Below are 26991 nucleotides of genomic sequence, written 5' to 3' on the forward strand. Positions count from 1 at the left end.
ACAAAGACTAGTTCGTTAGAATATTAGGTATACGAGCGATGCTGTAAATGTAATTTATGAATTACTAAGACTTAAAACAAACTCTCGAAAACCTTAAGGCTTACAAAAATGAACGAGTAGAATTAGGCCAAGCAAGGGTTCCATTTAAACTATTCCCAGAACTAATTGGGTACTGCACACTAGAAAATAGTGTTTCTCCTCAGGCCTGTTGAAATCTTGAGCCATCCTTTTTACTGCATGAAAAAGCCTGATTACGCCTTTTAATAAAGACTTGAAAATTGTATAAATTAGAACTCCATTCTTCTGAGCTGCGTTCCATGTGTAAAATAGGGAGCGTAATGACTAGAAAATATTGCAAAAAGAAAGCACCTGTTATTCAAGTACTATTAGTCAAACCTATTCGTGCGCCATTCGTAGATACGTATTTTCATGATCTAATAAAAACTCAAAAGACTGCAAACAAGATCTATTCGATTTATAAGCGTTTTGAATTTGGAAAAGAATATAAGTAGATCTGCCTAGAATTAGTTCCTGTAGGTCAACAAAAAAATCAAGAAGGTTAGGCAACGATTTCACATCCAGCGTTCATAGCATCTCAGTAAAACCAGAGGCCTGATTCAAGCCAACTCAAGTACTGTATTTATTAGACTTCGAAAGATTTAGTGAAAATCATTTCTTTTAAACATTTGTTAGTTAAAAAAAACAACCACTTTAGTTAAACCTATATTTTGACCTTGATTTCACAAAAAAACAACTCTATTTATTTACACCAAATTTTAAAATTTAATTGGTATTAAAACCTTAATTTAGCATGCTTTAAAGACTTAAGTTATGCCTACTGCTTTACAAGCTATTTCTCCTATCGATGGACGTTACCGTTCTAAAGTCGAGCCCCTTGCCCACTATTTTTCTGAATCTGCACTTATACGTTACCGCGTTCTTGTAGAAGTAGAGTATTTTATAGCTTTAAGCGAAAGCGGAATCCAGCAACTACGACCACTTCCAGAGCAAACACAAGAGAAATTAAGGGATTTGTACCGCAAGTTTAACGATGAGCATGCACAGGGTATTAAGGACATAGAAAAGGTCACCAATCATGATGTTAAAGCAGTGGAGTATTTTTTAAAAGAACAATTTGACCATTTGGGCTTATCGGCTCATAAAGAATTTATTCATTTTGGATTGACCTCTCAGGACATCAATAACACTGCCATTCCACTTTCGATTAAAGATGCTATAGAAAATGTGTATTTGCCAGAACTGGAAGAAGTGAGAGATGAGATCAATAGACTGGCAAAAAACTGGAAAGATATTCCTTTATTAGCGCGTACGCATGGTCAGCCTGCCTCTCCTACACGATTAGGAAAAGAATTTTATGTATTTGTAGTGCGTATTGAAGAGCAAATGAACATGCTCGAGCAAGTGCAACATGCAGCAAAATTTGGTGGAGCAACCGGTAATTACAATGCCCACCATGTGGCGTTCCCACAAATTAACTGGCAGCTATTCGGTAAAGACTTTGTAGAAAACCGTTTGGGCTTAAAACACAGTTTCCCAACCACACAAATAGAACATTACGATCATATGGCTTCTCTTTTTGATAATTTAAAGAGAATCAATAGCATCTTTATAGATTTAGACAGAGACATCTGGACGTACATATCGATGGACTACTTCAAACAAAAAATTAAAGATGGCGAGATAGGTTCTAGCGCTATGCCACATAAAGTAAACCCTATTGACTTTGAAAACTCTGAAGGAAACCTAGGGATCGCAAACGCTCTTTTTGAGCATCTATCAGCAAAATTACCGATCTCCAGACTACAACGCGATTTAACAGATTCTACGGTGTTAAGAAATGTAGGCGTACCTATTGCTCATACGATTATTGCCTTCAAGGCCACCTTAAAAGGACTTGGGAAGCTGCTGTTAAATGAGTCTAAAATTGCTCAGGATCTAGAAAATAATTGGGCCGTCGTTGCTGAAGCCATACAAACTATTTTGCGTCGGGAAGCTTATCCTAATCCATACGAAGCTTTAAAAGAGCTGACTCGTACGAATGAAAAAATCACTGGGGAAAGTATAGCAAACTTTATTGAAACTCTAAACGTAACTGAAGACATAAAAGCTGAAATGAGAGTGATTACCCCAAGTACTTTTACTGGAATTTAGGAAGTAAACTTTATTAATTTAAAAAGCAAAAACCATGAGCATGTTAACCATTATACTAAACATAGTTCTTCCACCTGTAAGCTTAGTCTTAAACAAAATCGCTCGTAAGGATTTAACCATCAGTATCATCTTAACATTTTTGTTTTTTATCCCAGGAATCATTCACGCTTTTTACATGACTTCAAAACCGTAATTTAGAAGTTCTTTAATAAATAGTAAAGAGGTGCAGCAAGTCGTTATTTATTTAATGAGAATTAGCTCTTTTACTCCTAAATAAAAAACTCGCGTTGCTTAATCGAATGATACGTTAGCGGAGCTCCGAGCTTTCTTATAGCACCAAAATGCCATTCAAAGCCACTTGTGTGATATATAAGCTGCATTTCAATACGATGCTGTAGGCTACTTGTAATAAGTAAATGAACACTACATACGACCGCCTAATGAATATGCTTCAACACAATAGAACCGCTTGAAGAAGTGATTTTAGAAATATACAATTGATCCTTCTTGAGGAAACTCATATCCAACCAACCTCCCACATATTTTCTATTGATGTCTTGTACGAGCTGACCTTGTAAGTTATATGTTTTAATAGAATAGAAATCTGCACTGTCAAAATAAAGCTGGTTTTTCACAGATTTTACGGTAAAGTTGGACTCTTTAAAACTGTCATTACTCAATATTGCTGCTTGCCATCCAAAATCAGATCCTTTTAAATCAGCACTTTGCCTTGTTAAATCTGGTGTAATGATGATAAAATACCAGTCATATACCACTGTATTTGCCGGAAGGGTGACATTATTCAAGCTGGGTTCTTCTTGGTACATTCTTCCTGCTACATCAATTTGTGCTACATAAGCATTTGCAGCACCGTCATAATTAAAAGGTATGTAAGTACTTGTATCATTAAAGTCATCATGGTAATCCCATGTGGCAACATCAGCATCAGTTTGTAGGCCTGTATATAATAATAAAGACGGATTTCCCATGGGATCAAATAGGCTGTAATCATTATTAGATCCATATGTAACAGTCACTATTCCATAATTGATATCAACTGGATTAGGAGTTATAATAATTTGGGAGCTCGAGCACCAACCTGTAACAAATAATAAAATAAATAGAATTTTTTTCATCTTCAAAATTTTAGTTAAAGATAACAATAGTGTGTTTATTGAAACAAATCGACTCATCATAATTGAAGAATAAATTTATAAATAAGAGCTGTTGAAATTAAATTTTTAATCGATTCGTCCCACTGAATTAAATATATAAACCAGTGTAAAATTAAAATAGCTTTAGTTTGAATTTAACATATATTTTTTGTCTTACGCTTTAGCTTTGACGTAAAAAAAAATGAGTATATTAACCATTATTTTAAACATTCTTGCACCACCAATAAGTATTTTTAGAAAGCGAGGTTTTGGTAATGACCTTGGAATTAACATTATTTTTACAATGCTTTTTTTTATACCTGGCATAATTCACGCCTTTTATCTGACTTCTAAACAAAATCAAATATTATAGAAATAATACTAGTTTCTGAAATTTTGAACTTTAAATTTTACAACGTAAACAGAAAGATTGATAGCCATCTTATATAATTGATGTTTGTCAATCTATTTTTTAAATAGCATCTCTAAGGTTACTTCTGACAGTCGTTTTTCAAGGAATGCCCCAAGATTAAGAACAGTTCCATTACTCATTTCATAACCACCTAACCGATCGCGGCGACCGTCCTTTGCAATTGCTGAGATTTTATTATAGCTGATCTCTATTTTTTTTGAAATCAGATATGGAAGCATCCTAGGTAAATTCCTATTCTATAAAATGAAGTTCGTTATTCTGAACCACAAGAAATCTTTTTTGAGGCTTTTGTCTGTAGACAGATTTCTATTTTACCGTTTATAGCGATCGATATTAAAAAAACAAATGCCCTACTACAACTATGTCAATGAATAAATCATCTCCGTCAAATTCTAAATGACAAGAATGCTATAAGTCAATTATAGTGCTTAATAAAGTAAGGATTCCTAAACCTTCCAAGATTCTGCAGATCATAAGAAAGTTTTTTACTAATACATAAATCTAACATTTTATTAATTTTAATCAACGTCTTGACTAGCGGAGCTTCTTTAAAATATGCGCTAACAAATAGTGCTCAGATAATAGCAACACCTAAAATAAATTACTAGAAAAAGTGATACATAACTTTCAAAAAGCCATGATCGTTTATAAAAAAAAGTATGACAATAGCCAAAACATAAAAAGAGTTTGGGTTTTAAGCTTTTAATCCTTCCTACCTTTCAAAAAAGAAAGAACCCTTTGTCTTAACAATTTTTCTTTTGTCTTCATCTTAACTTACACTTTCTTAGCCTCTTCCCAATACACATCCATTTCTGCCAAAGTCATGTCACGCAGCTCCTTGCCTATTTCTTTAGCTTTAACTTCTAGATATTGAAAGCGTTTGATGAATTTTTTATTCGTGCGTTCTAAGGCATCCTCTGGATTCACACCCAGGTGTTTGCCGTAATTAACGAGGGAGAAGAGTACATCACCAAATTCGGCTTCAATTTTATCTTGATCTCCTGCATCTATTTCTACTTGTAATTCACTTAGTTCCTCTTGTAATTTTTCCATCACCTGTTCTGGCTTTTCCCAATCAAAGCCTACTCCAGCGACCTTGTCCTGGATGCGTTGGCTTTTTACTAATGCAGGTAACGACTTAGGCACCCCTTCTAGCACACTGGTTTTCCCTTCTTTTAGTTTGAGCATCTCCCAGTTGGCCTTTACTTCTTCTTCATCCTTCACGACTACATCTCCATATATATGTGGATGGCGTGAGATGAGCTTATCGCAAATACCATTTGCCACACTCGCCATATCAAAATGCTTGGTTTCAGAACCTATTTTGGCATAAAAAACAATATGCAACAACAAATCACCCAATTCCTTGGGAATCTCTTCCATATCCTTATCCAGAATCGCGTCTCCCAACTCATAAGTTTCCTCAATGGTGAGGTGTCGCAGTGACTCTAAGGTTTGTTTTTGATCCCAGGGACATTGCTCCCGCAACTCCTCCATAATGGTTAACAAACGGTCTAAAGCGGCAAGTTGTTCTTTTCTATTATTCATTTATTTATTTTAAAACACATCAAATTTAGATGGAACTCTATGCTCACCATACCTATTTAGTGAGCTTTGAAGTTTATATTTGTAAAGCTTTTTCTAGTTTCCCTTTCGCGAAAGCAAAACTAGAAAAATTTATGTCGCACTTCATGCAGTGCGAATGCGAAACTAGAAATTTTATGCTACCCATGAAAAGCTGCGAAAGCAAAACTATCACAAAGCAATCACCCCACAATAATACGGACATAAAATTAGTTGGTAACAAACCAAAAACAACCCGATGCGAGTTCTATTTATAATTACTTTTTTACTTTTCCTTTCCAGCAGCTTGCAGGCACAAGATTATGTGACTGATGCCACCATGGAAGAAACGGTTATGGCAATCGATGACCAAATCAAAGTCCTTTATTTTACAGCGCCCTGGTGTGGCCCTTGTCAGTATATGTCACCCGTTATCAAGTCCATTGCAGAGGATTCTACAGTACAAGTCACCATCTATAAAATGAATACCGATCATAATATCACTGACGATATCTTAAAAGTAAGGTCCATTCCTACTTATTTTTATATCAAAAACGGTCGCAAACTGGGTCAAAGCAGCAGCGTGATGCGTCGCAACGAAATGGTGCAACTCATAGAGCGCCACGATCGCATGACCGTAAAAGGAGATCTTCTTCCCTATCGCGGGAAGCCCTCTACCTATGAAATAGTAGCAGGCACACATAAAAACCTGAATAAAAAGAACCTGGAACAATTATGGTACAGTACAAAGCAGTTAAATGAATTGAGCTGGAAAATCTATCAAAACCTTACTGATCAAAAGGACCTTGCATGTGCTATTACACTTATTAATCGTTCTATTGAGTTGGAAGAAAATAATTATAACCTACAAACTAAAGCGCATCTACTCCATAAAATAGGCGAAAATAAAGAGGCTTTAAAAACCGCTAAAGCTGTTAAAAAAGGAGCCGATCGCAAAGGGGTCTCTACCGTGACGATCCAAAAACTTATTGATAAAATAGAAGCAGAATAACGCCCATTATAAAGGCATATTTCCTGCGGTAAAAAACTAAAAATTGTTGCACTCCATATTTGCTTACTTTTCTCATCTCATCAAGTCCTTTCACTTGCATGGCATCCATTCGCCTTTCATTTTTAAATTGGAAAAGGAATGCATTCGAGACTCTTCTTTTAATGAAGAATATGTGAAGTTAACCCACTTTCGCAAAAGCATGCATGAATCTAACACAAGTCTTTATGTTAAAGATTACGGTGCTGGCAGTAGGGTTTTCAAATCTAATAATAGGCAGGTAAAAGACATTCTACAGCACAATTGCAGTACTGAAAAAGACACACAATTGCTCTACCGATTATGTGCTTATTTTAAAGTAAACCAGGTCCTAGAATTAGGTACCTCTCTAGGTATAGCTACTCATGCCATGGCAACGGCAAGACCTAGTGCTCAAATCACCAGTATAGAAGGAAGTCCTGAAGTTTATGAATTTGCAAAAAAGACCCTTAAAAAAAAAGGTCTTAAAAATGTGAGCTTTGTAAAATCTACGTTCAAGGATTTTTTTGAAAAACAAATTTCTAAACCTGTTATTTACGACCTCATTTATATAGATGGACATCATGATGGCGAAGCAACACTGTCGTATTTTGAAAATATATTAGATAAAGTACACAACGATACCGTCGTGGTATTTGATGATATTTACTGGTCGATAGATATGACTCGTGCGTGGAATCAAATTTGTAAACACACTCAAGTGACCGCAAGTATAGACTGTTTTGATTTAGGCATGGTATTCTTCCGCAAAGAACAGTTGCAAGAACGGTTTTATATAAAGTTGTGATAAAAACCTGATGTAGGAAAAAACCATATAGACCGAAATCTATATTCTATATTTGATCAACCCATCGATCCCTACTTCTCTTTGCAACAATTATTAATTTTCTGTAACTAAAAAAGCTTTGCTGCGTCATACCCCTACAGTCTAAAATTCATAATTTAGTTCCATGAGTGAAAATGTTATCGAAATACGCAATATCATACGTGATTTTAAGCTGGGTCAAGAAATCGTTCATGTATTAAAAGGAATTGATCTGGAGATTAAAAAAGGGGATTATATTGCTTTTATGGGACCATCAGGCTCTGGCAAATCCACCTTGATGAATTTACTGGGCTGCTTGGATACGCCTACTGCAGGAAGCTACAAGCTGAATGGCACAGATGTTTCTAGCCTTAATGATGACCAACTAGCCGATATTCGAAATAAAGAAATAGGTTTTGTTTTTCAAACCTTTAATCTCTTGCCTCGAACCACCGCTTTAGATAATGTTGCCTTACCCATGATCTATGCAGGTATGTCTAAAAAAGAACGAGTGGCACGAGCTAAAGAAGTACTCACTAGTGTAGGCCTTGCAGACCGTATGGACCATCAACCCAACCAACTTTCTGGTGGACAACGCCAGCGCGTAGCCGTAGGAAGAGCATTAGTAAATCATCCTTCTATCATCCTAGCAGATGAACCTACAGGAAACTTAGATTCTAAAACAGGAAACGAAATCATGGCTCTTTTTGATCAGATTCATAAGGATGGAAACACCATGATTGTAGTAACTCACGAAGAAGAAGTTGCAGAGCACGCGCATAGAGTCATCAGGCTGCGTGATGGAGTGATAGAAAGTGATATAAGAAATAAACCATGGAAATCTTAAGGGAGTATAAAGACTGGATCTATATAGGTGGTGTTTTACTGGCGTTTTTCTTATTTCTATTTTGGAATAAAGGAAAACAAGGCAGCATTAAAGACCGCAAAAGTCGCAATTTTAAGCAACGCCTTAGAGATAAAAGAGAAGATCAAGACTAGTATTTGAGTTGGTGTATAATTGATTTAGTGGGTTCTTATTTTTTTACTTCTTTCCAAGAGCCTTTTCATTACGGTATCAATATCGTTTGAAACTAGGTGTTTAATCAAAGAAAAAAAACTGCCTAAGCTGCTTTTTTCTTGATATGTGTTTAGGCTATACCTTGTAATAACTGACTGAAATTTATAAAACTTTTTCGTTTATATCAACCTAATAACAGATGTGCATCCTTTGCAAATGCGGCCATAAATGATGCGTCAGGTGTTTAAAATTAGTAAGTACGTTCAATTCAATATCTTATATAATTGCTTCAACGCTTCTTTATTCTTGCCTATACCATTATGTCCTTGGTTTTCCAGTTTATATAAAGGAAGGTGCAACTCCTTACTCAACATTTCAGAATATTCTATAGGAATAGTTTGATCATCAACTCCATGAAAAAGGTAGACCGGCATATCGCATTCCTTCAAATACTCGTTTGTGGCTAGGTCATATCTTAAGATAAAAGTTGGAATCACTGGATAATTACGTTGCGACAAATCTATCATACTGTAATAAGGTGCTTGAAGAACCAACTTAGAAGGAGTGTTATTTGAAGCAAGATGTGCTGCGATACCGGTTCCTATAGAATATCCTACAACTACAATTTTATCTTCAGAATACCTTTTTTTAAGATCATCATAAACATATTGTGTATCTTCAAATAGTTCCTCTTGACTTGTTATCGCATTCGAACTTTTACCATAACCTGCATAATCGATTAGAAAAATATCATAACCCAATGGCAAGAAATGCTCTGACACATTCCCTACAGACCTCAAACTACCAGCATTACCATGTAAATAAAAGATAACTCCTTTTGAGTTTTCTCGCTTGAACAATAACGTATTTATAGAGTTACCAGAATCGGTAATGATATCCCTTTCTTCAAATTCATTCTCAAATACAAACTGATGATCTTGCTCTAATTTCTCAGGGATAAAAAGCAGGCTTTCTTGATAAAAATACAACAGGCTACATATGGAAATGTAGCCAGCTATACCTAGTATTAAAAGTCCTTTTAAAATTCTCTTTATCCACTTCATAAGTTACTTATTTTAAGTTTCACAAGTCAATTTTCATCTTTTTTGCTTTCCACTACATATCACTGTAATTTACAAATTCCTAAAGTCGAGTAAGGTCTCCACACTGCGGTAAGCTCCACACCGCATGACCCGGTGCAGAGCTACCGGTCCAAGTAGTATCTTCTTGATTCTTATTTTGCCAACGCAGTAAGTTCTACGTTTGTATAATCCCTAAGTTAAAATCCTTAGTAATAGGAGCATGATTTGCCGCCTCTATCCCCATAGAAATCCACTTTCTTGTATCCCGGGGATCAATTATTCCATCTGTCCAAATTCTGGAAGCTGCGTAATAAGGAGAAACTTGTTTATCATAGCGATCTTTTGTTTTGGCAAACAATGCTTTCTCTTCTTCTTCAGATAATTTTTTACCCGCTTTCTCTAAACTTGCTTTTTCTATTTGCATCAGTACTTTTGCGGCACTATTTCCGCTCATTACAGCCAGCTCAGCAGTGGGCCATGCAAATATCAATCGTGGATCATAAGCTTTACCACACATCGCATAATTTCCAGCTCCATAACTATTGCCTATAATAACCGTAAACTTTGGAACGACTGAGTTAGAAACAGCATTTACCATTTTTGCTCCGTCCTTTATAATACCTCCATGCTCTGATTTTGATCCCACCATAAAACCAGTGACATCTTGTAGAAAAACCAAAGGGATTTTCTTTTGGTTACAGTTGGCTATAAATCTCGTTGCTTTGTCAGCACTGTCGCTATAAATCACCCCACCGAATTGCATCTCGCCTTTTTTAGTTTTTACGATCTTTCTTTGATTAGCAACTATTCCTACTGCCCAACCGTCCATACGTGCATAACCTGTGATCAACGTCTGGCCATAACCATCTTTATAAGCTTCAAAAGAATTTGCATCTACCATGCGATTGATGAGTTCCATCATATCATATTGTGCATTTCTAGCTCTAGGCAGCGCACCGAATAATCCCTCTGGATCAAGTTCTGGTGGTTGCGCTGCCACTCTATTAAAACCAGCTTTATCACTATCACCTATTTTATCAAATATTTTTTTGATTTTATCTAGCGCGTCTTTATCGTCTTTTGCTTTGTAATCTGTAACGCCACTAATCTCGCAATGTGTTGTTGCACCACCTAATGTTTCATTATCAATGCTTTCCCCTATAGCAGCTTTTACTAAATAAGATCCCGCAAGAAAGATACTTCCTGTCTTATCTACAATAAGTGCTTCATCACTCATGATAGGAAGATAAGCACCACCGGCCACACAACTACCCATCACAGCCGCAATTTGAGTAATTCCCATACTGCTCATCACAGCGTTGTTTCTAAATATGCGTCCAAAATGTTCTTTATCTGGAAAAATCTCGTCCTGCATCGGCAAATAAACTCCTGCGCTGTCCACAAGATAAATAATAGGCAGTCTGTTTTCTATTGAAATTTCTTGAGCTCGCAGGTTTTTCTTACCTGTAATAGGAAACCAAGCACCCGCTTTTACGGTCGCATCATTTGCTACTACAATAACTTGACGGCCTTGAACATAACCTATTTTTACTACCACACCACCACTAGGGCATCCACCGTGTTCTTCATACATTCCGTCACCTGCAAAAGCAGCAATTTCTATACAATCTTCAGGCTTATCAACGAGGTAGTCAATGCGCTCACGAGCGGTCATCTTACCCTTTGCATGTAATTTTTCAATGCGTTTTTTTCCGCCACCCAGTGCAACTTGCGCAAACTTTCTTCTCAGGTCAGAAAGCAGCATTTTATTGTGATCTTCGTTTTTATTGAAGTCTAAATCCATGTAATAAGTCTTTGTTCAAAAATAGCGATTTTAGATGTTATAAGTATGTGAATATTTCCGCTTTCGCGAAAGCGGAATTCAAAGCTGACTTATCTTTAGCTACCTATTTATTTCCATGAAAAAAACACCTTACCTCATTTTTATTCTAGTCCTTGTAAGTTGTGGCGGATTATCTAAAATTTTTAATAACGGAACTCTAACCAACATTGATTATAAAGAAATCATACCCTTTAATTATGATTATAACTATGCGATTGTTGAAGTAGAGATTCATTCTAGAACATATAACTTTTTAGTGGACACCGGAGCGCCTACTGTTATTTCTAATGCCATTTATGAAGACTTAAAAATAGAACCGATGGATTATATTGTTGTTAAGGATTCTCAAGGACAAATTAATAGCCAAAAACTAGTCGTTGTTCCAGAAATAAAAATAGGGAACCTAACATATCATAACACAGGTGCGATAGTAGCCGATTTGAGGAATGTTTTTGAGTTTGATTGTATAGGAATAGATGGTATCATAGGCTCTAATCAAATGGCAAAATCCCATTGGAAATTTGATTATCAAAATCATGAAATTACCATTACTGACCAACTCGCTCATTATGACTTAACTACCTATACGGATACGCTATCCTTTCTGGTATCTCATACCAAAACACCGTATTTACGAGGTCATGTAAATGGATTAAAATCCCTATTTATATACGACACTGGCTTCAGCGGTCATATAGACGTTGACAGAGAACTAGCCGAATTCAAAGAAGCAAATGGATTTACAAAATATGGCAATTCGGGTATAGGTCTTTATGGAGTTTTAGATTCTACTACTATAAGAACTATAAAAACAGATAGTTTGAGAATAGGCTCTATTGAAATGGGTGCGCAAGTGGTGGATTTAGATTTTGGTAACCTGATAGGAAATAAATTCATGAATAAACACGACGTAGTTATGGACTGGACAACTCAAAAAATCTACCTCAAAAAGCTAAAAGAATTTGAAAAAACAGAGCTCAATTCTTTTGGCTTTACGTTCAGAATTAAGGAGAACAAAGCACAAGTAACTAGCTTGATAGAAGAGTTCCCTATTGATCTACAGTTAGGTGATGTACTCTTATCCATAAATGATTTTGACCTTAAAAATATAACCGATAGCAATGCTTGTGAGAAATGGAGTGCTATTAATTATAAAGATGTCGAAAGTTTGAATATTGTCTATTTACGAAATGACATTGAATTGACAACTACTTTAAAAATACTAGAACTTATAAAATAACATCTGAGAAGTTTTCATATAACACCCGGATGGTAAAATATTTACGTTCTAAAGGTAGTCAGGAACTTCTGTACTGGATGTGAGCTTCTTCCCTTAAAGTAAGGTCTCGACGCAAACGTTACTGAGATCTGTTCCCTACTCGACCGATCAGTTCTTTTATAGCGTGCCGTTCTATATAGGAATGTTCGTGTACCTGACTTCTACTCAATCCAAACTCCAGTCAAGAATCTGTCCTGGAATTAATTTTATTCCTTTGAGTAAGTACTAAACGAAGGCTTTGCTCCAATTTGTACGGTGCTTGAACAAGCAATTCCTTTTGGTTTTAAACCTCAGCGTCCATTAAATCCGTAGCGATATGGTATCGTGGATCTTCTATACTGCTTTCTATAATCGCATCAAATTCTGGATTGTTACGCATCAACAATTCTTTACATTCTGGACTTAAATGTGTGAGTTTGATTTCTTTTCCTAGATCAAGGTACTTATTAGCAATACCTCTTAACGCCTCTATACCAGAATGATCTTGCACTCGAGCTTCTATAAAATCTATCTCTACTTTAACTGGATCGTTCTTAGGATCAAATTTCATATTAAAATCAGTCACAGAACCAAAAAACAATGGTCCCCAGATTTCATATACTTTAGTTCCATCAGTTTTAATGCTTTTACGAGCTCTAATACGTTTGGCACTTTCCCAAGCAAATACTAGTGCAGATATAATAACACCAACAAATACAGCGATAGCTAAATCAAAAAATACAGTAACCAAAGAAACGATAACTAAAACTACAGCATCTGAAAGCGGAATTTTACGCAAAATTCTAAAACTAGACCAAGCAAAAGTTTCAATAACCATCATAAACATCACTCCTATTAAAGCTGATATAGGCACTTGTTCAATTAACTTATCTGTGAATAATAGAAATACCAATAAGGTAACGGACATCATCACACCAGAAAGACGACCACGTCCACCAGCATTTATATTAATTACCGTCTGACCTATCATTCCACAACCACCAGTACCTCCGAAAAGACCGCTGATTATATTTCCAGCACCTTGAGCCACACACTCCCGATTTCCACTACCTCGAGTTTCTGTGAGCTCATCTACCAGATTCATGGTCATTAATGACTCAATAAGCCCTACCGCAGCAGCAAGAAAAGCATAAGGAAGAATGAATTTAAAGGTATCAAAACCTATAGGTAGATTTTCCCAAAGCCCCAAATTAGGTGTAGGAATCTCTCCTTTAAGACCTGTCCCTCCACCTTCTATGATATAAGAACCTACCGTGCTCACGTCCATACCACTCCATACTACTACTGCGGTAGTTGCTAATATAGCAGTAAGTGCGGCTGGAATTTTCTTAGTGAGTTTAGGCAGTAACCAGATGATACCCATAGTCAACGACACAAGTCCTATCATGATCCATAACTCTGTTCCTTGCATGTATGTACTTACATATTTTTTTACACCGTCAGCTCCAACAACAAGGTTTTTATGCGAAAACATTTCAACCTGAGCTAAAAAGATGACTATAGCCAGACCATTTACAAATCCCATCATTACAGGGTGCGGGATCAAGCGTACAAATTTACCAATCTTGAAAACACCCGCAAGAATTTGAATCAAACCCATAAGAATGACAGCAGCAAATAAATAATAGAACCCCATGTTTTCCACAGGAGTTTCCAGAAGCAATCCTCTTTCGTGACCTTTAATTATTAAATCGACAAAAATTACAGCAACAGCCCCAGCCGCACCAGAAATAAGCCCAGGTCTACCACCAAAAAGAGCTGTGATCAAACCTAAAATAAACGCGCCAGATAAAGCCACCAACGGATCTATTCCTGCCACAAAAGCAAAGGCAACTACCTCTGGAATCATCGCTAAAGAAACGGTAATTCCTGCAAGGATATCATCTTTAGGGTTTTTAGTAAAATTATTGAAGATCCTGCGCATAATGCTTGGTTTTTTGAGCGTGCAAAAGTACGTTTTTATGAATGAAACATAGAGTCTTATACGTTACCAAATAACTTGATAGATAAATACCCTACAAATGGCATGTTACTGCGTTTGCACAATTCCTGATTTTACAAGGAAGCAATTAAGTATTTTATAAAACTATTTTTATCCTAGCTCATCGAGACCCTCTCTACTTCAAGCCTATTTGCCAGGTATTTCTCTAATTAAAACTAGCTAATTTCTCAGGAATTAACCGTTTTAGTTACAAGCCTGCAACTATAAAGGACCGCTGTTTTCGAGCAAATATCCGTCCTCTACAGCAAACACTGAGGCTGCTGTAGATTACTTTGGTATAGGTCTGTCCACCCTTATTAAAGATCCAGATGGTTTTAATTTTGATACTCATGGCCAAAATTTTCCTAGTCAAGCAAATAATAAGTATCGCAATAGCGCTGTTTTAGGTCCTTCAGTAATGGTTAACCTAGTACCCACAAGCCATAGGTTTTCGAATGAGTGGATTCGTGAACATCAATAGAATTCATGGAGGATTATATAAACCTCTTCCTGATGATGACGCGACAGACAACAATTCTCGTATAGATATGGAGCACCTTAACCGCACCATCGACGTAGATAGAGCTAACTTATGGCGCAGTGCTTTATAATGGTGAATACCATTTCTTATAAGGTGGCATCACGCTCGAATACCTGCAAAGTGCAGGAACTATTTTCTCTGATTCAGTAAAATTGCGAGACAGTTGTGATTCTTTTAGGTGACAGGATTACCGCAAATGAAGTTTGTGCCTATGCTCAAGCTGCAGTTGAGACAAACAATGAAAATGATCAATTTGTATTTGGAAGCGGTTATTCTGCATTTATAGCAGATTTTGGATTGATCTTGGAAATTCAGCTTTCGCGAAAGCGAGCTACCTATACATCTGTCTTTTAAAATAAAAAAGATAGCACCTAACTGTCTATTTAAAAGAATATTTTTACCGTATGAGCTATTTCCAGAATTACAATACGTACAAGATTTTTTCGGTGGCATTCTTAGTGCTTTGTAGTTTGCAATTATGGGGGCAGACAGACTCTTTAATAGTGGAGATGAATGGGCTCCTAAAACCTAACCTTGCTTCGACGCATCATTTTGGGCTGTTTTCTTCTCGCATGACGCAAAATTTTAAGATTCGTTCTAGTACTCATCTTCAGTTGCATCTAGAAATGCAATCTGGCAATGTTTTTCAGGCCCCAGTACAATCTTTTCTTCCTGAAAACAGATTGGTTAGAGATCGCTTTGCAAACCAAACTTGGTATTTTAGAGTATTTGATTTTATTGATCAAGAAACGACTCCAGCACAAATTATGGACATTGAAATTGATGCGGTATATAAAGTGTATCGTCCAGCACTAACCCTACCGTTAAATGAACGCAACGAAATCAAAATAGGTTTGCGAGCTTTTCAAACTGTGAAAGGTAATTTCTTAAACTCGCCATTTACAAATGATGCATCTATAGAATGGTTCCATAGCAATATAGCCGGTGGAGAAGACCCTTTTGGCAGGAGGTTTTATGGCGTGAATAAAGTAGCGGTAGATTACACCGACCGCAATGGGAAAAACTTACACCTGCAAGTAGGCGACATGATCCTCGGTGGATTAGAATTATCGCATACCTATTATCCTAAGTTTGAAGAATGGAACGCGCGTCATTTATTTTTCAATTTTCAATCCCAACTAGGCTGGAATACGAGTAAGTATAATAATTCTCTTGATATAGGCATAGGAATCAATTCTATGAAAAAATACCGCTTAAATCCTAAAAGCGATATTTGGCTTGGTTTGGGTTATAGCGTTTTATATAAAAATGCAATCGATGGAAATGATAATCTTGACCTTGGAAATAATAGGTTTCTAGGCTCCGGGGAAGTCATGTTCCAATGGACACATCGCACTAAAGAAAACAATCAAAACATACTGGGAATCAACTATCAAAATCAAACTTCCTATTTCAAAAAAGAAGAAGCAGATTACTTCCATCTCAAAGGAGATTATGCAGCCATTAATCAAGGTTGGCATTATGGCTATACAACTCTTATTGAAAATCTGAGCAGCTGGTCTTTTTTATACACACATGCTAGACCTTCTATTTCTTACACCGTTTATCTCAAACAAGATTTTAGCGTGAATAATGCGCCAGATTTAGAAACTGGTATTTCTTTGCAAATTCCTTTGTGATGCCTTTACAGCATTTTTATTTTCCTAAACACTACACCGAGTATTTGATGAACGTACCGAAGTATAAAAATATGCGGTACCCCGCTGAAACTTAAAAAAACTCTAGCACAGAAAATCTAATTCTTATTTTCACTCGATAGTAAACAGGTCGTTTTTTATTTGTTCCTCTTATTTCAAAAGCTAGATATTTATGTTTTCCTAGAGAAGAAATTATTAATAACAAGAGAGAAGTGGAAAGAAGAAAGTAATTGAGAAGAACCTGTTACATATTATTTGGGAACTTGAATGACAGAACTCGCAAACTTCGCTTATATATCTTGCGAGTAAAAATATGCCTTAAAATAATTTGCAAGAAACAAATCCCTCAAAACAAGCAGTTTTACTTAATTATTTTATTTTTGAAAAGCCTAGAACACTTAATTAAAAAATTAAATAGGAATATCATTATTAGAATTGCAGACTTTAAAACCTTGGAGCTAAAAACACTTAAAGTATCAGCATAAAGTTGTCAACCGTCTCCAAAATGGATATCACAAAACTACAAAATCAAATAAAAAAAATGGTTTTTACTTGCTCCTTTAGTACGTTATAACGCTTGAAGTAAACTAGATTATTACGTGGTTCTTTTATATCTTACGCTGCCTGCCACATAAAAAATAAACCTTGACTTATAACCAACTATACAAAACTGGAGAACGATTTTTTTCTAAAGCAACGCTTTTTAAATACGGATTAAATTGGTCACCGATGTACCGAAAAAGCACCGCGAGAATCATCTTTGTATCAGAAGATTTATTGAATGTAAAGATGAAACTACCGCTTAGCTGGAAGAATAAAAACTACATGAGTTCTATTTTTGGAGGCAGTATGTACGCTTCTGTAGATCCCATACCCATGTTCCAACTCATTAACTTAATAGGAAATGACTATGTAGTTTGGGATAAAGCTGCTCAGATCAAATTTAAAAAACCAGCTAAAGAAAACCTATACGCAACCTTTACCTACACCGAAAAAGAACTGCTCCAAATTAAAGAGCAAATTAAGAATGAGAACGAAATTGAAATTGTCAAGTTTATAAAACTGACCAATAAAGAAGGAATTAAAGTCTATTGCGAAATAGATAAAACAATCTATGTAGCAGATAAAGAATTTTATAAAACTAAAAAACGCCAGTCCGTTTCCCGTAAAACACATACATAGTTGCCCCATTGAATTTATAAAATATTTTATTTCTTTGTGAATTGTTATCCTTTTTGATTTAATTGAGCCGTACAGTAACTTTAACTATACTGTTATAAAATTGACAAACAAGGCTACTGATGAAATTTAAAAGCAGGAAAGAGATCCTATTACAACTAATTGTATTTGGATCTAGCGGATTCATTATTGGACTTTTGTTTGGCAAATTTACTTTTATGCTATTTTTAAATTTTGAGTTTATATGGACCAATGTGATAGGAATATTAACTGTAGGTCTTTAATGTGATTGTATCTCGATACATCATAGAAAATGACTCCTACAGATTTGAAGTACAAGAACGGACCAATTAGCGGCACAATTAAGATGGAGCAGATAAGAGAAGTCATAAAAAGAAAAAAAACTTTGGTCTGAATTAAAACCCGCAACTGCCAGAAAGGGATTGATCAAAAAAAACCGGAGATACAATGGAATTTGCATCAGTCCAAATACAAATGATACATTTGTAAAAAAGCTACTAGAATTGAATACTAAGATAAAAATCACAGAAAAGTAACTACGAGACAATATAGCGTTTGCCAAGCTTATTCAATAAACCTTATAAAGCGAAGTAACAATAATTCCTTTTTGATCCTCTAAACAAACGACAAGAAGTTGCTGTACTTCTTTGACCTTAAAAGAGAACGGTGGAGCCAGCACATCTAAACCACTTTGTTTTTTCAACCGAGTTCCTTGACCTGAAATGATATCTTTATTGGAAGTAAAATCTCCCTCAGGTACATGTTCTGTTAGAATAATATAGGTGTAGGCCGTCAACTTACTTAATATGTTTTGTATTTCAGCATTCGATAGATGTTGTAATACTTGTCTCAATAAAGCACAATCTCCCTGAGGCAAATCATCTACAGCGATATCTAAACAATGGAATTCTAAACTTTCTTCTTGAAATATTCTTCTGTTACGCTTAATAAGGTCAGCTACAATATCTACAGCTATATAATTCTTTGCATGTCCTACTAACTCCTTACCTACATTAAAATCACCGCATCCCAGATCGCAAACAACTAAAGGATTTTCAAAAGATTTCAAAAATGACTTAACGGCATTTATATAGGGTTGTATAATAGCTGGATGATGAGAACCTATACCTGAATAGAAATTAGAATCATTAGTACCCCAAAGCCCTAATTCATAAACCTGCTCCATAGCATCTTTAGTAGGCCATGACTTTTTTCTGTTTTCTGTTTTAAGATCTTTCTTATTCATAAATACTGCATGAATCTATTTTAAAATTAAAAAGTATGTGTAAGGCATATAAAAGTGTCGAGTGATCGTCACAAACATACAAATTGTGACTTATACACAAGCTGCCTTATTATTGAAAAATATAGAAACTAAAGATTTTACTGCAAGTGGCGCCGAGATAAGCAGCAATGGAGGTAATGGCGGAATATGGATAACAAAAATAAAAGTCCGTAGCAACTATTTAGAAACAGACACTTTGAAAATCAGAATAAAATAGAATTCAAAAGCAGACGAAAATCACGAATTTAAGATTCCAGTTAAACACTCCAGATAAAAAGGAAGCACCCGAATATATTCATAAACACTACTTCCTAAATCACACATATCAGTTGTACATTTGACCCTAATCTATTTTATGAAAAATCATTACTTACTTAGCTTATTTTTATTTTATTTTATTGGTTTACATCAAGCAAATGCACAAAACGATGTAGAAAATGTATTGACTGATATCCTATTTATTCTAGATGGGTTTAACAATCCTGCTACAGAGGCCAGTGTAATGCAGACCGGTGCGGGCTGGTTTCATACGGCAAAATCCTTAGATAAATTCAAAGCAACTGTTTCTTTAGGAATAAGTGGGCTTCCTTTTCCTGCTAACAAAAAGAGTTTTACCGTAAGAAATTCTGATTTTATCAATTTAGATATACGAGATGGAGATCAAGCTTCGATCCCTACGACTCTAGGTGGTCGCGGTCGCACCTTTTTTGATTTTAATATTGATGGAGCAACCTATGAGTTTCAAGCTTTTTCTGGATTAAATAGTGACTTCTTTGCCCTTCCATACGTACAAGGCCAGATAGGGTTGTGGCAAGAAACTGAAGTTACGTTGAGAATCGTGCCAGAAGTCACCATTGGGAAATCAAGTTATGCGGTTTATGGAATTGGTCTTAAACACAATCTGTCTCAATATCTCTTCAAAGAAAAACGCAATGTGGAGATTGCTCTTTATACCAATTATAACCTGACTGATCTCAATCTTAAATATGATGAACCACTTGATCTAGAGCCTTCGGACGGTGGTGCACCGCTAGCTATTATTGATGGGTCGCTTATTGATTTTCACTCTATTAACGCAGGTATTGTTGCCAGTAAAAATGTGGATAAATGGTCTTTTTCTACTGCGCTCAACTACAACACGAGTTGGGTAGATTACAGTCTTACGGGAGAACGCAGTATATTTTTTGACCTTTTCAATAATGTGCTTACCACGCTTAGCGAGACCGAGCATTCTTTCAAAGTAGATCTTGGAGCAGCCTACCAACTGGCACCTAAATGGAATTTGAACACTCAATTAAGCGCAGGACAATTTGTCAACCTTAATATTAGCGGTGTTTACAACATCAATTAAGCTTTTTACTTATTTAGGGCTTATGAGGATTCCGCTTTCGCGAAAGCGGAACACTTATCCATATTCCTATAAAAGATCCTCCCTCATATACTCCAGACATGATGTAGAGCAGATCCATAAAAAAATCCCCATCATTACTGATGGGGATTTTCTATTTGCGAGAGGTTGTTACACCTTTATTATTTTACTTTATTTACTACAGCTGTAAAAGCTTCTGGGTGATTCATGGCAAGATCTGCAAGAACTTTACGATTTAACTCGATATGGTTCTTTTTAACAGCTCCCATAAATACGGAGTAGCTCATACCGTGCATGCGAGCACCAGCGTTGATACGCGTGATCCACAATCTACGAAATGACCTTTTCTTGTTTCTTCTATCGCGGTAAGAATAAGACATTGCTTTATCAACTGCGTTTTTTGCTACTGTCCAAACGTTTTTACGACGTCCGAAATAACCTTTTGCCTGCTTTAGGACTTTTTTTCTTCGAGCTCTACGAGCTACGGCATTTACTGATCTTGGCATAATTTTAATTTTTTAACAGCAGGCGATCTACTTCTAGACTCTTTTATTGTGCACTACTATCGGGTTATAATGTGAATTAATAAACCATCAAGGCTTACAATGAGGTCTTACTTAAGACGCAACTGTAACTTGATATTTGGTGTGTCTGCTTTGTGCACTAATGTAGAGTGCGTTAAAGCTAACTTACGTTTCTTGCTCTTTTTAGTCAGGATGTGACTTTTAAAAGCGTGTTTTCTTTTGATCTTTCCAGAGCCAGTAAGCTTAAAACGCTTTTTAGCACTAGATTTTGTTTTCATCTTAGGCATAATTTCCTTTTTTTAATTCTCGCATTCCTTAATTTGATACTCTTGCGACACTCTATTCCATATCCTATTCAACCTCTTTCAAAAAAAGATTAAAAACCACGAAACAGGACCCGCAGACATTACTTTATTAAGGATCGCAAAAATAGGTTTTTATTTGGAAATTGTGTGATAAATCACTGATTTATTCATCTAGATTATTTCAATTAATACCGCTAGAAGCGATAGTTCAACAAAAACAGTAATCGACTTGAAAAAAACCTGTATAACTATCCGTATAGTCGTGTTTACAAAGAAAATAGTTGGTGTCCATTCGAGACTTATAAAGGCTGTGAGAAACAAAAAAGACTGCTTCTATTAAGAAACAGTCTTTTATCTTTACGGGTAAGGTCATATCACATTTGCTGTTGGAGCAAAGATGAATAAGTAATTGTTATTTTTTCTTAGGAGCAATAAACATATTCATACGTTTTCCCTCCATCTTAGGCATTTGTTCTACTTTACCCAGTTCCTCCAGATCTTGGGCCAGTCTTAACAATAAGATCTCTCCTTGATCTTTATATATAATAGAACGACCTTTAAAAAATACATAAGCTTTTAACTTAGATCCTTCCTTAAGGAACTTCTCGCCATGCTTTCTTTTAAATTCGTAATCATGGTCATCTGTATTGGGTCCAAAACGGATTTCCTTAATAACCACTTTGCTGGCATTTGCCTTGATTATTTTCTCGCGCTTTTTCTGTTCATAGACGAACTTCTTATAGTCCATGATTTTTGCAACAGGTGGGTCAGCGTTAGGAGAGATCTCGACAAGGTCAAGCTCTTTTTCTTGTGCTTCTTTAAGGGCATCTCGTGTATCTATGACACGAGGCTCTCCGTCGCCTACAAGGCGCACCTTTCTGGCACGTATCTTTTCATTGATTGCGTGCTTGTCTTCCTTGATAATTCGAGCCGGACCACGGCTTCTGCGTCTACGTATTGCTATGACTATATAATTTTAATTAAACTTCAAATGTTTTTATTGTTTCCGAGATTTCTTTTTGCACGAGTGCTGTAAATGCTTCAATACTCATGCTTCCCAAGTCTTCTCCACCATGCTTTCTCACAGAAATGCTGCCTTCTTTTTCTTCCTGCTCACCTACGATGAGCATGTACGGCAATTTGTTCATCTCTGCCTCCCGAATTTTCTTACCCATGGTTTCAGCTCGGTTGTCAACCGTCGTGCGAATTTCGTTAATTTCTAACAAATTTGCTACCTGTTTAGCATAATTTTCGTATTTCTCGCTGAGAGATAAAATGCTACACTGCTCCGGCATCAGCCACAGTGGGAAATTACCGCCTGTATGCTCTAATAAAATAGCAATAAATCGCTCCATACTACCAAAAGGAGCACGGTGAATCATAACTGGCCTATGAGACTCATTATCAGATCCTTTATAGGTTAAATCAAAACGCTCTGGTAAATTATAATCTACCTGAATTGTTCCTAATTGCCAGCTTCTTCCTAGCGCATCCTTCACCATAAAGTCTAATTTAGGACCATAAAAGGCAGCTTCTCCTTCTTCAATTACATAAGTTAAACCTTTGTCTTTTGCTGCGCTGATGATCGCATTTTCTGCAATTTCCCAATTTTTTGTGTCACCTATGTATTTTTCCGGCTTTTTAGGATCACGTATACTCACTTGTGCAGTGAAATTTTCAAATCCTAACGAACCGAACACATACATAACCAGATCAATTACTGCCTTAAATTCTTTGTCTAGTTGTTCTGGCATACAAAAAATGTGAGCATCATCTTGTGTAAAACCACGCACACGTGTCAACCCATGAAGCTCACCACTTTGCTCGTACCTATAAACCGTACCGAATTCTGCAAAACGCTTCGGTAAATCTCTATAGGACCATTGTGTGCTTTTATATATTTCACAGTGATGCGGGCAATTCATAGGTTTTAACAAAAACTCCTCATCATCATTAGGGGTTTTTATAGGCTGGAAAGAATCTGCTCCATACTTTTCGTAGTGTCCCGAGGTAACATAAAGTTCTTTAGAACCTATATGCGGTGTCACTACCATTTCATAACCCGCTTTTTTCTGAGCTTTCTTTAGAAAGTCTTCTAAACGCTCCCGTAAAGCGGCCCCTTTAGGCAACCATAGGGGAAGACCTTGACCTACACGCTGAGAAAAAGTAAACAATTGTAACTCTTTACCTAATTTTCTATGATCCCGTTTTTTTGCTTCTTCTAATAATTCTAGGTATTCTTTTAAGTCCTTTTGTTTAGGAAAGGAAGTACCGTAAAGCCGAGTCAATTGTGGGTTTTTTTCATCTCCACGCCAGTAAGCACCAGCTATACTCATTACTTTTACCGCTTTGATAATTCCCGTATTGGGAACATGACCACCACGACAAAGGTCTGTAAACGTATCGTGATCACAAAAAGTAATCTCGCCGTCTGTAAGATTTTCAATCAATTCTACTTTAAAAGGATTGTTTTGATCCTTGTACAATTGAATAGCAGCTGCTTTTGAAACACTGCGCATCGTAAACTCATGTTTTCCACGAGCTATTTCTAGCATGCGCGCCTCTATTCTAGGAATATCAGTTTCAGAAATCGAGTGCTCTTTAAAATCAATATCATAATAAAAACCGTTATCTATGGCAGGCCCTATCGTTAGATTTACTCCAGGGAATAATTCTTCAATGACTTGCGCCATAATATGAGAAGTAGAATGCCAGAAAGCTTCCTTACCTTCAGGATCGCTAAAAGTAAAAAGAACCAAACTACCCTCTTCTACAAGAGGTGTCTTGGCCTCCACTTTAATGCCATTGAAGCTTGCGCTTATGACATTGCGAGCGAGCCCATGTGAAATGCTCATCGCCACGTCCATAGGAGTGGTGCCGCTTTCCATTTCTTTAATACTGCCATCGGGCAAAGTGATTTTAATCATAACTACAAAATATGAGCGGTAAAGGTAAACACTTTAGAGAAAATCAGCCGTATGAATGCGAACAGTTTTTACGTTTTCTGATTGTTTTTTATTTCTGAATGATTCTGCTGAAATTCAATTGATTTCCCTCCTATTTTTAGAGAAATACCAAACCAAAAGATTTGTATTTTATATTTAGAAATACGATACTGCTTTCCGTCTTGTGAAGAGACCTATACCTTTTAGAAACGAGAAAGAAACCTAGCCTTTAGCGCGAGGTAATGGTATGACAGCTATTTGATGTTTCCGTTTCCTAACCCTAATAAGATGTGAAAACAAAAACGCTTATTAGGAAGACCTATAATTGCCGAAATCAATACGGATCCACAAGATACTAATTGCTATTATTATTTCTAGTTAGGTGGATGGCATCAAGGCATGGTTTACGAATCTTAGGGTCCTGAGCTTGTTCTCTTTGGAATCCCTCAAGAATCTAGTAGTTATACCTAAGAAACATTCCTGAATTTAGAAGCAATAATATGTTGCTGTGACGAGAATGACGCGCCTTTTCAGGAGGAAGATACTTTGTCTGAAGATGGCGCCAGTATGGTGTTTCCCAGGATCATTCCAAAATTTTGCTAGGGCTGGGATTGGGATGATAAATCCGCTTTCGCGAAAGCGCAACAAACATCAAACATCAAGAACATTATCGGTATATCGTTAAGAAAAGCATACTTATATAGTTAAACTCGTGCAATAGCTTACCTTTACCGCTTAATTGAATACATGACATTTAAAGAATTAGGGTTAGTAGAACCCATCTTGCGAGCTTTGCAAGACCAAGGATATGAACGTCCTACACCCATACAAGCACAAGCCATCCCCATATTATTAGAAGGAAAAGATTTATTAGGCTGTGCACAGACTGGAACCGGTAAAACTGCCGCGTTTTCCATTCCAATAGTTCAAGATTTATACAACCGCCAACCGCCAAAAGGTAAAAGGCGCATCAAAACGCTAGTGGTTACTCCTACAAGAGAGCTAGCTATTCAAATTGGTGAGAATTTTACGGCCTACGCAAAATATACCGATATTAAAAATACGGTGATTTTTGGCGGCGTAAAACAGACTTCTCAAGTGTATGCATTACATCAAGGAATTGATGTATTAGTGGCTACTCCAGGAAGGTTGCTCGATTTAATCAATCAACGCTACATCTCTTTAGATCATATCGAGCATTTTGTGCTGGATGAGGCTGACCAGATGTTGGACATGGGTTTTATCCATGATATCAAAAAGTTGTTGAAGATTTTACCTCAAAAAAGACAGTCTCTGTTTTTTAGTGCAACAATGCCTAGCGCCATTGTAAAACTCTCTAACGAAATTTTAGGAAACCCTGAAAGAGTAACTATAGAGCCTGAAAAAACAACTGCCGAAAAAGTAGAACAACGCATTTATCACGTTAATAAAATGAACAAGACCAAACTCTTGATCGATTTATTAAGTAATGAGTTGAACGACGCCACATTAGTTTTTTCTAGAACCAAGCATGGAGCAAATAAGATTGTGAAAGACCTAGATAAAGCGGGTATTAAAAGTGCCGCTATTCATGGGAACAAATCTCAGGCTGCGCGTCAAAGAGCATTACAGCAATTTAAAGACGGAGACCTTCACGCACTTATAGCAACAGATATTGCTGCTCGTGGTATTGATATTGATGAATTGAACTACGTAGTGAATTACGATCTACCTAACGTACCAGAATCTTATGTCCATAGGATAGGAAGAACTGGTAGAGCTGGAGCAAGCGGTCTTGCCGTTTCCTTCTGTATGTTAGAAGAACGTCCTTTCTTAAAAGACATTGAGAAATTAATAAGAACGAGTATTCCTGTAGTAGAAGTACACGATTTTGAATTCAAAATGGAAGACGCAGCAGAGCCGAGTTTAAAGAAACAAGGCGGCGGCGGTCGTGGTCGTCCTCAGGGAAGAAACAACAAACCTAAGAGCGGAAGCGGTAACACATCATCGAGAAGCGGTGGGGGAAATCGCAACCGCAGTAGATAATCAAGGTTCTTAAATAGAGTCCATAGATTTAAAGCCTTTTATCAAATGATAAAAGGCTTTTTTATGGTGTAGCTTTTCTTTTGTTATTCAATTAAAGCTCTAATTTACTGGAAGGAAAACGCTCACCACGACAGATTCTTTTATAGGAACCAGTGAAATAAATTAGGGCACTTTAGGGATCGAAGTGAACCTATGATTATAGCCTGTTTTTACACTGAAATAAAAATAAAGGGCAGGACTTTAGTCCTTACACTACCACTTAAAAATGGATGTAATGGTTTTTTACGATCCTTAATGACTTAGATTTGTCTTATAAGTAAATGGTGAGAAAACCCTATCAATTAGCTTTTTTTTTAAGGATCAGTGCGGATCAGATTTGAATAGGATGTGCAATAAAAATTGTAAAAAATTATAAAAACAGTCAATAAATGAATAAATTTTATATCCTATTTTTAATCGTTGGAATTTTTTCTTCCATAAAATGCAATTCACAAATATCATTTATTAAAGGCTACTATATTGATAATGCGAACCAAAAAACGGAGGGCTTAATTAGAAATGTTGATTGGAAAAATAATCCGCTGGAATTTGAATATAAGAAAACAAAAGAGTCAGAAAAAGAGAGCATGAACAATGAATCTGTTAAGGAATTTGGGATCAACAATGTTTCAAAATATATAAGAGCAAGCGTTCAAATTGATAGATCTAGCAATAAATTCAATCTACTAAGCTATGATAAAAGTCCCCTTTTCAAAAAAGAA

26 protein-coding genes and 2 pseudogenes are annotated in these 26991 nt (G+C 36.2%); 17 read left to right on the forward strand and 11 right to left on the reverse strand.

Going from position 1 to position 26991, the window contains the following annotated elements; translation table 11 throughout:
• The first annotated feature begins 831 nt into the window (after positions 1-831).
• The gene (gene purB, locus ACJAT0_RS07150) at positions 832-2172 is read left to right on the forward strand and encodes an adenylosuccinate lyase (protein ID WP_415181120.1); all 1341 of its coding nucleotides are present in this window, start codon (positions 832-834) and stop codon (positions 2170-2172) included.
• A 40-nt stretch (positions 2173-2212) separates the two neighbouring features.
• Positions 2213-2365, forward strand: coding sequence for a YqaE/Pmp3 family membrane protein (locus ACJAT0_RS07155; protein WP_415181121.1), 153 nt, complete (start codon positions 2213-2215; stop codon positions 2363-2365).
• 244 nt (positions 2366-2609) lie between these two features.
• On the opposite strand, the gene ACJAT0_RS07160 is transcribed toward ACJAT0_RS07155, so the two are convergent.
• Positions 2610-3308: a hypothetical protein gene (locus ACJAT0_RS07160; RefSeq protein ID WP_415181122.1), complete on the reverse strand. Its 699-nt coding sequence runs from the start codon at positions 3306-3308 to the stop codon at positions 2610-2612.
• Between the two features lie 220 nt (positions 3309-3528).
• Between ACJAT0_RS07160 and ACJAT0_RS07165 the strand changes: the two genes are divergently transcribed.
• Positions 3529-3699: a YqaE/Pmp3 family membrane protein gene (locus ACJAT0_RS07165; protein ID WP_415181123.1), complete on the forward strand. Its 171-nt coding sequence runs from the start codon at positions 3529-3531 to the stop codon at positions 3697-3699.
• A gap of 92 nt (positions 3700-3791) precedes the next feature.
• Here ACJAT0_RS07165 and ACJAT0_RS07170 read toward each other — a convergent pair whose 3' ends face one another.
• Both ACJAT0_RS07170 and mazG read right to left on the reverse strand, forming a co-directional pair.
• Positions 3792-3977, reverse strand: a complete 186-nt coding sequence (locus ACJAT0_RS07170; protein ID WP_415181124.1) for a hypothetical protein — start codon at positions 3975-3977, stop codon at positions 3792-3794.
• 556 nt (positions 3978-4533) lie between these two features.
• Positions 4534-5307, reverse strand: a complete 774-nt coding sequence (gene mazG, locus ACJAT0_RS07175; protein ID WP_415181125.1) for a nucleoside triphosphate pyrophosphohydrolase — start codon at positions 5305-5307, stop codon at positions 4534-4536.
• Positions 5308-5581: 274 nt separating this feature from the next.
• On the opposite strand from mazG, the gene ACJAT0_RS07180 reads away from it, so the two are divergent.
• From ACJAT0_RS07180 to ACJAT0_RS07195, 4 genes are all read left to right on the forward strand, one after another.
• Entirely contained in the window at positions 5582-6334 is a 753-nt protein-coding gene (locus tag ACJAT0_RS07180) for a thioredoxin family protein (RefSeq protein WP_415181126.1), read from the forward strand.
• Between the two features lie 199 nt (positions 6335-6533).
• Positions 6534-7157, forward strand: a complete 624-nt coding sequence (locus ACJAT0_RS07185; protein ID WP_415181127.1) for an O-methyltransferase — start codon at positions 6534-6536, stop codon at positions 7155-7157.
• A 163-nt stretch (positions 7158-7320) separates the two neighbouring features.
• Positions 7321-8022, forward strand: a complete 702-nt coding sequence (locus ACJAT0_RS07190) for an ABC transporter ATP-binding protein (protein WP_415181128.1) — start codon at positions 7321-7323, stop codon at positions 8020-8022.
• Complete coding sequence (locus ACJAT0_RS07195) at positions 8010-8174, forward strand: hypothetical protein (RefSeq protein WP_415181129.1); 165 nt, start codon at positions 8010-8012, stop codon at positions 8172-8174. The genes ACJAT0_RS07190 and ACJAT0_RS07195 overlap by 13 nt, the downstream gene beginning before the upstream one ends.
• A gap of 282 nt (positions 8175-8456) precedes the next feature.
• Here the strand turns inward: ACJAT0_RS07195 and ACJAT0_RS07200 are convergent, their stop codons facing one another.
• Together ACJAT0_RS07200 and ACJAT0_RS07205 are read right to left on the reverse strand one after the other, a co-directional pair.
• Entirely contained in the window at positions 8457-9257 is an 801-nt protein-coding gene (locus ACJAT0_RS07200; protein WP_415181130.1) for an alpha/beta hydrolase, read from the reverse strand.
• Between the two features lie 193 nt (positions 9258-9450).
• Positions 9451-11079 (reverse strand): acyl-CoA carboxylase subunit beta, encoded by a 1629-nt coding sequence (locus ACJAT0_RS07205; RefSeq protein WP_374003098.1) that lies wholly within the window; start codon positions 11077-11079, stop codon positions 9451-9453.
• A gap of 115 nt (positions 11080-11194) precedes the next feature.
• Here ACJAT0_RS07205 and ACJAT0_RS07210 point away from each other — a divergent pair, with 115 nt between their 5' ends.
• Positions 11195-12358, forward strand: coding sequence for an aspartyl protease family protein (locus ACJAT0_RS07210; RefSeq protein ID WP_415181131.1), 1164 nt, complete (start codon positions 11195-11197; stop codon positions 12356-12358).
• 322 nt (positions 12359-12680) lie between these two features.
• On the opposite strand, the gene ACJAT0_RS07215 is transcribed toward ACJAT0_RS07210, so the two are convergent.
• Positions 12681-14321 carry a SulP family inorganic anion transporter gene (locus tag ACJAT0_RS07215; protein WP_374003100.1) on the reverse strand — a complete coding sequence of 547 codons (1641 nt, stop codon included), beginning with the start codon at positions 14319-14321 and terminating at the stop codon, positions 12681-12683.
• A gap of 512 nt (positions 14322-14833) precedes the next feature.
• Here ACJAT0_RS07215 and ACJAT0_RS07220 point away from each other — a divergent pair.
• From ACJAT0_RS07220 to ACJAT0_RS07240, 5 genes and pseudogenes are all read left to right on the forward strand, one after another.
• Entirely contained in the window at positions 14834-14989 is a 156-nt protein-coding gene (locus ACJAT0_RS07220; protein ID WP_374003101.1) for a hypothetical protein, read from the forward strand.
• 95 nt (positions 14990-15084) lie between these two features.
• Positions 15085-15273 carry a hypothetical protein gene (locus ACJAT0_RS07225; protein ID WP_415181132.1) on the forward strand — a complete coding sequence of 63 codons (189 nt, stop codon included), beginning with the start codon at positions 15085-15087 and terminating at the stop codon, positions 15271-15273.
• 50 nt (positions 15274-15323) lie between these two features.
• On the forward strand, positions 15324-16559 hold the full coding sequence (locus ACJAT0_RS07230; RefSeq protein ID WP_415181133.1) for a hypothetical protein: 1236 nt from the start codon (positions 15324-15326) through the stop codon (positions 16557-16559).
• Between the two features lie 663 nt (positions 16560-17222).
• The gene (locus tag ACJAT0_RS07235) at positions 17223-17759 is read left to right on the forward strand and encodes a DUF4442 domain-containing protein (RefSeq protein WP_415181134.1); all 537 of its coding nucleotides are present in this window, start codon (positions 17223-17225) and stop codon (positions 17757-17759) included.
• 404 nt (positions 17760-18163) lie between these two features.
• Positions 18164-18313: pseudogene (locus ACJAT0_RS07240) on the forward strand (hypothetical protein); the annotation flags it as partial.
• 32 nt (positions 18314-18345) lie between these two features.
• Here ACJAT0_RS07240 and ACJAT0_RS07245 read toward each other — a convergent pair.
• Positions 18346-19023 carry a methyltransferase gene (locus ACJAT0_RS07245; RefSeq protein WP_415181135.1) on the reverse strand — a complete coding sequence of 226 codons (678 nt, stop codon included), beginning with the start codon at positions 19021-19023 and terminating at the stop codon, positions 18346-18348.
• Positions 19024-19108: 85 nt separating this feature from the next.
• Here ACJAT0_RS07245 and ACJAT0_RS07250 point away from each other — a divergent pair, with 85 nt between their 5' ends.
• A complete protein-coding gene (locus tag ACJAT0_RS07250) occupies positions 19109-19279 on the forward strand; it encodes a hypothetical protein (protein WP_415181136.1) in 171 nt (56 codons plus the stop codon).
• 138 nt (positions 19280-19417) lie between these two features.
• Positions 19418-20413, forward strand: coding sequence for a DUF6588 family protein (locus ACJAT0_RS07255; RefSeq protein ID WP_415181137.1), 996 nt, complete (start codon positions 19418-19420; stop codon positions 20411-20413).
• A 179-nt stretch (positions 20414-20592) separates the two neighbouring features.
• Here ACJAT0_RS07255 and rplT read toward each other — a convergent pair whose 3' ends face one another.
• From rplT to thrS, 4 genes are all read right to left on the reverse strand, one after another.
• Complete coding sequence (rplT, locus tag ACJAT0_RS07260; RefSeq protein ID WP_293764281.1) at positions 20593-20937, reverse strand: 50S ribosomal protein L20; 345 nt, start codon at positions 20935-20937, stop codon at positions 20593-20595.
• A 107-nt stretch (positions 20938-21044) separates the two neighbouring features.
• Positions 21045-21242, reverse strand: coding sequence for a 50S ribosomal protein L35 (rpmI, locus tag ACJAT0_RS07265; RefSeq protein WP_374004426.1), 198 nt, complete (start codon positions 21240-21242; stop codon positions 21045-21047).
• Positions 21243-21672: 430 nt separating this feature from the next.
• Entirely contained in the window at positions 21673-22185 is a 513-nt protein-coding gene (infC, locus tag ACJAT0_RS07270; RefSeq protein ID WP_374004430.1) for a translation initiation factor IF-3, read from the reverse strand.
• 55 nt (positions 22186-22240) lie between these two features.
• Entirely contained in the window at positions 22241-24187 is a 1947-nt protein-coding gene (gene thrS / locus ACJAT0_RS07275) for a threonine--tRNA ligase (protein WP_374004427.1), read from the reverse strand.
• A 765-nt stretch (positions 24188-24952) separates the two neighbouring features.
• On the opposite strand from thrS, the gene ACJAT0_RS07280 reads away from it, so the two are divergent.
• Both ACJAT0_RS07280 and ACJAT0_RS07285 read left to right on the forward strand, forming a co-directional pair.
• Positions 24953-26230 carry a DEAD/DEAH box helicase gene (locus tag ACJAT0_RS07280; RefSeq protein WP_374004428.1) on the forward strand — a complete coding sequence of 426 codons (1278 nt, stop codon included), beginning with the start codon at positions 24953-24955 and terminating at the stop codon, positions 26228-26230.
• A 428-nt stretch (positions 26231-26658) separates the two neighbouring features.
• Positions 26659-26991: pseudogene (locus ACJAT0_RS07285) on the forward strand (tRNA modification GTPase); the annotation flags it as partial.

Source organism: Nonlabens sp. (assembly GCF_047636915.1).
GTDB lineage: Bacteria > Bacteroidota > Bacteroidia > Flavobacteriales > Flavobacteriaceae > Nonlabens.

Bases quoted from the DNA above. Each gene is read 5' to 3' on its own strand.
- purB (WP_415181120.1), top strand. From the start codon at position 832: ATGCCTACTGCTTTACAAGCTATTTCTCCTATCGATGGACGTTACCGT.
- ACJAT0_RS07155 (WP_415181121.1), top strand. From the start codon at position 2,213: ATGTTAACCATTATACTAAACATAGTTCTTCCACCTGTAAGCTTAGTC.
- ACJAT0_RS07160 (WP_415181122.1), bottom strand. From the start codon at position 3,308: ATGAAAAAAATTCTATTTATTTTATTATTTGTTACAGGTTGGTGCTCG.
- ACJAT0_RS07165 (WP_415181123.1), top strand. From the start codon at position 3,529: ATGAGTATATTAACCATTATTTTAAACATTCTTGCACCACCAATAAGT.
- ACJAT0_RS07170 (WP_415181124.1), bottom strand. From the start codon at position 3,977: ATGCTTCCATATCTGATTTCAAAAAAAATAGAGATCAGCTATAATAAA.
- mazG (WP_415181125.1), bottom strand. From the start codon at position 5,307: ATGAATAATAGAAAAGAACAACTTGCCGCTTTAGACCGTTTGTTAACC.
- ACJAT0_RS07180 (WP_415181126.1), top strand. From the start codon at position 5,582: ATGCGAGTTCTATTTATAATTACTTTTTTACTTTTCCTTTCCAGCAGC.
- ACJAT0_RS07185 (WP_415181127.1), top strand. From the start codon at position 6,534: ATGCATGAATCTAACACAAGTCTTTATGTTAAAGATTACGGTGCTGGC.
- ACJAT0_RS07190 (WP_415181128.1), top strand. From the start codon at position 7,321: ATGAGTGAAAATGTTATCGAAATACGCAATATCATACGTGATTTTAAG.
- ACJAT0_RS07195 (WP_415181129.1), top strand. From the start codon at position 8,010: ATGGAAATCTTAAGGGAGTATAAAGACTGGATCTATATAGGTGGTGTT.
- ACJAT0_RS07200 (WP_415181130.1), bottom strand. From the start codon at position 9,257: ATGAAGTGGATAAAGAGAATTTTAAAAGGACTTTTAATACTAGGTATA.
- ACJAT0_RS07205 (WP_374003098.1), bottom strand. From the start codon at position 11,079: ATGGATTTAGACTTCAATAAAAACGAAGATCACAATAAAATGCTGCTT.
- ACJAT0_RS07210 (WP_415181131.1), top strand. From the start codon at position 11,195: ATGAAAAAAACACCTTACCTCATTTTTATTCTAGTCCTTGTAAGTTGT.
- ACJAT0_RS07215 (WP_374003100.1), bottom strand. From the start codon at position 14,321: ATGCGCAGGATCTTCAATAATTTTACTAAAAACCCTAAAGATGATATC.
- ACJAT0_RS07220 (WP_374003101.1), top strand. From the start codon at position 14,834: ATGAGTGGATTCGTGAACATCAATAGAATTCATGGAGGATTATATAAA.
- ACJAT0_RS07230 (WP_415181133.1), top strand. From the start codon at position 15,324: ATGAGCTATTTCCAGAATTACAATACGTACAAGATTTTTTCGGTGGCA.
- ACJAT0_RS07245 (WP_415181135.1), bottom strand. From the start codon at position 19,023: ATGAATAAGAAAGATCTTAAAACAGAAAACAGAAAAAAGTCATGGCCT.
- ACJAT0_RS07255 (WP_415181137.1), top strand. From the start codon at position 19,418: ATGAAAAATCATTACTTACTTAGCTTATTTTTATTTTATTTTATTGGT.
- rplT (WP_293764281.1), bottom strand. From the start codon at position 20,937: ATGCCAAGATCAGTAAATGCCGTAGCTCGTAGAGCTCGAAGAAAAAAA.
- rpmI (WP_374004426.1), bottom strand. From the start codon at position 21,242: ATGCCTAAGATGAAAACAAAATCTAGTGCTAAAAAGCGTTTTAAGCTT.
- thrS (WP_374004427.1), bottom strand. From the start codon at position 24,187: ATGATTAAAATCACTTTGCCCGATGGCAGTATTAAAGAAATGGAAAGC.
- ACJAT0_RS07280 (WP_374004428.1), top strand. From the start codon at position 24,953: ATGACATTTAAAGAATTAGGGTTAGTAGAACCCATCTTGCGAGCTTTG.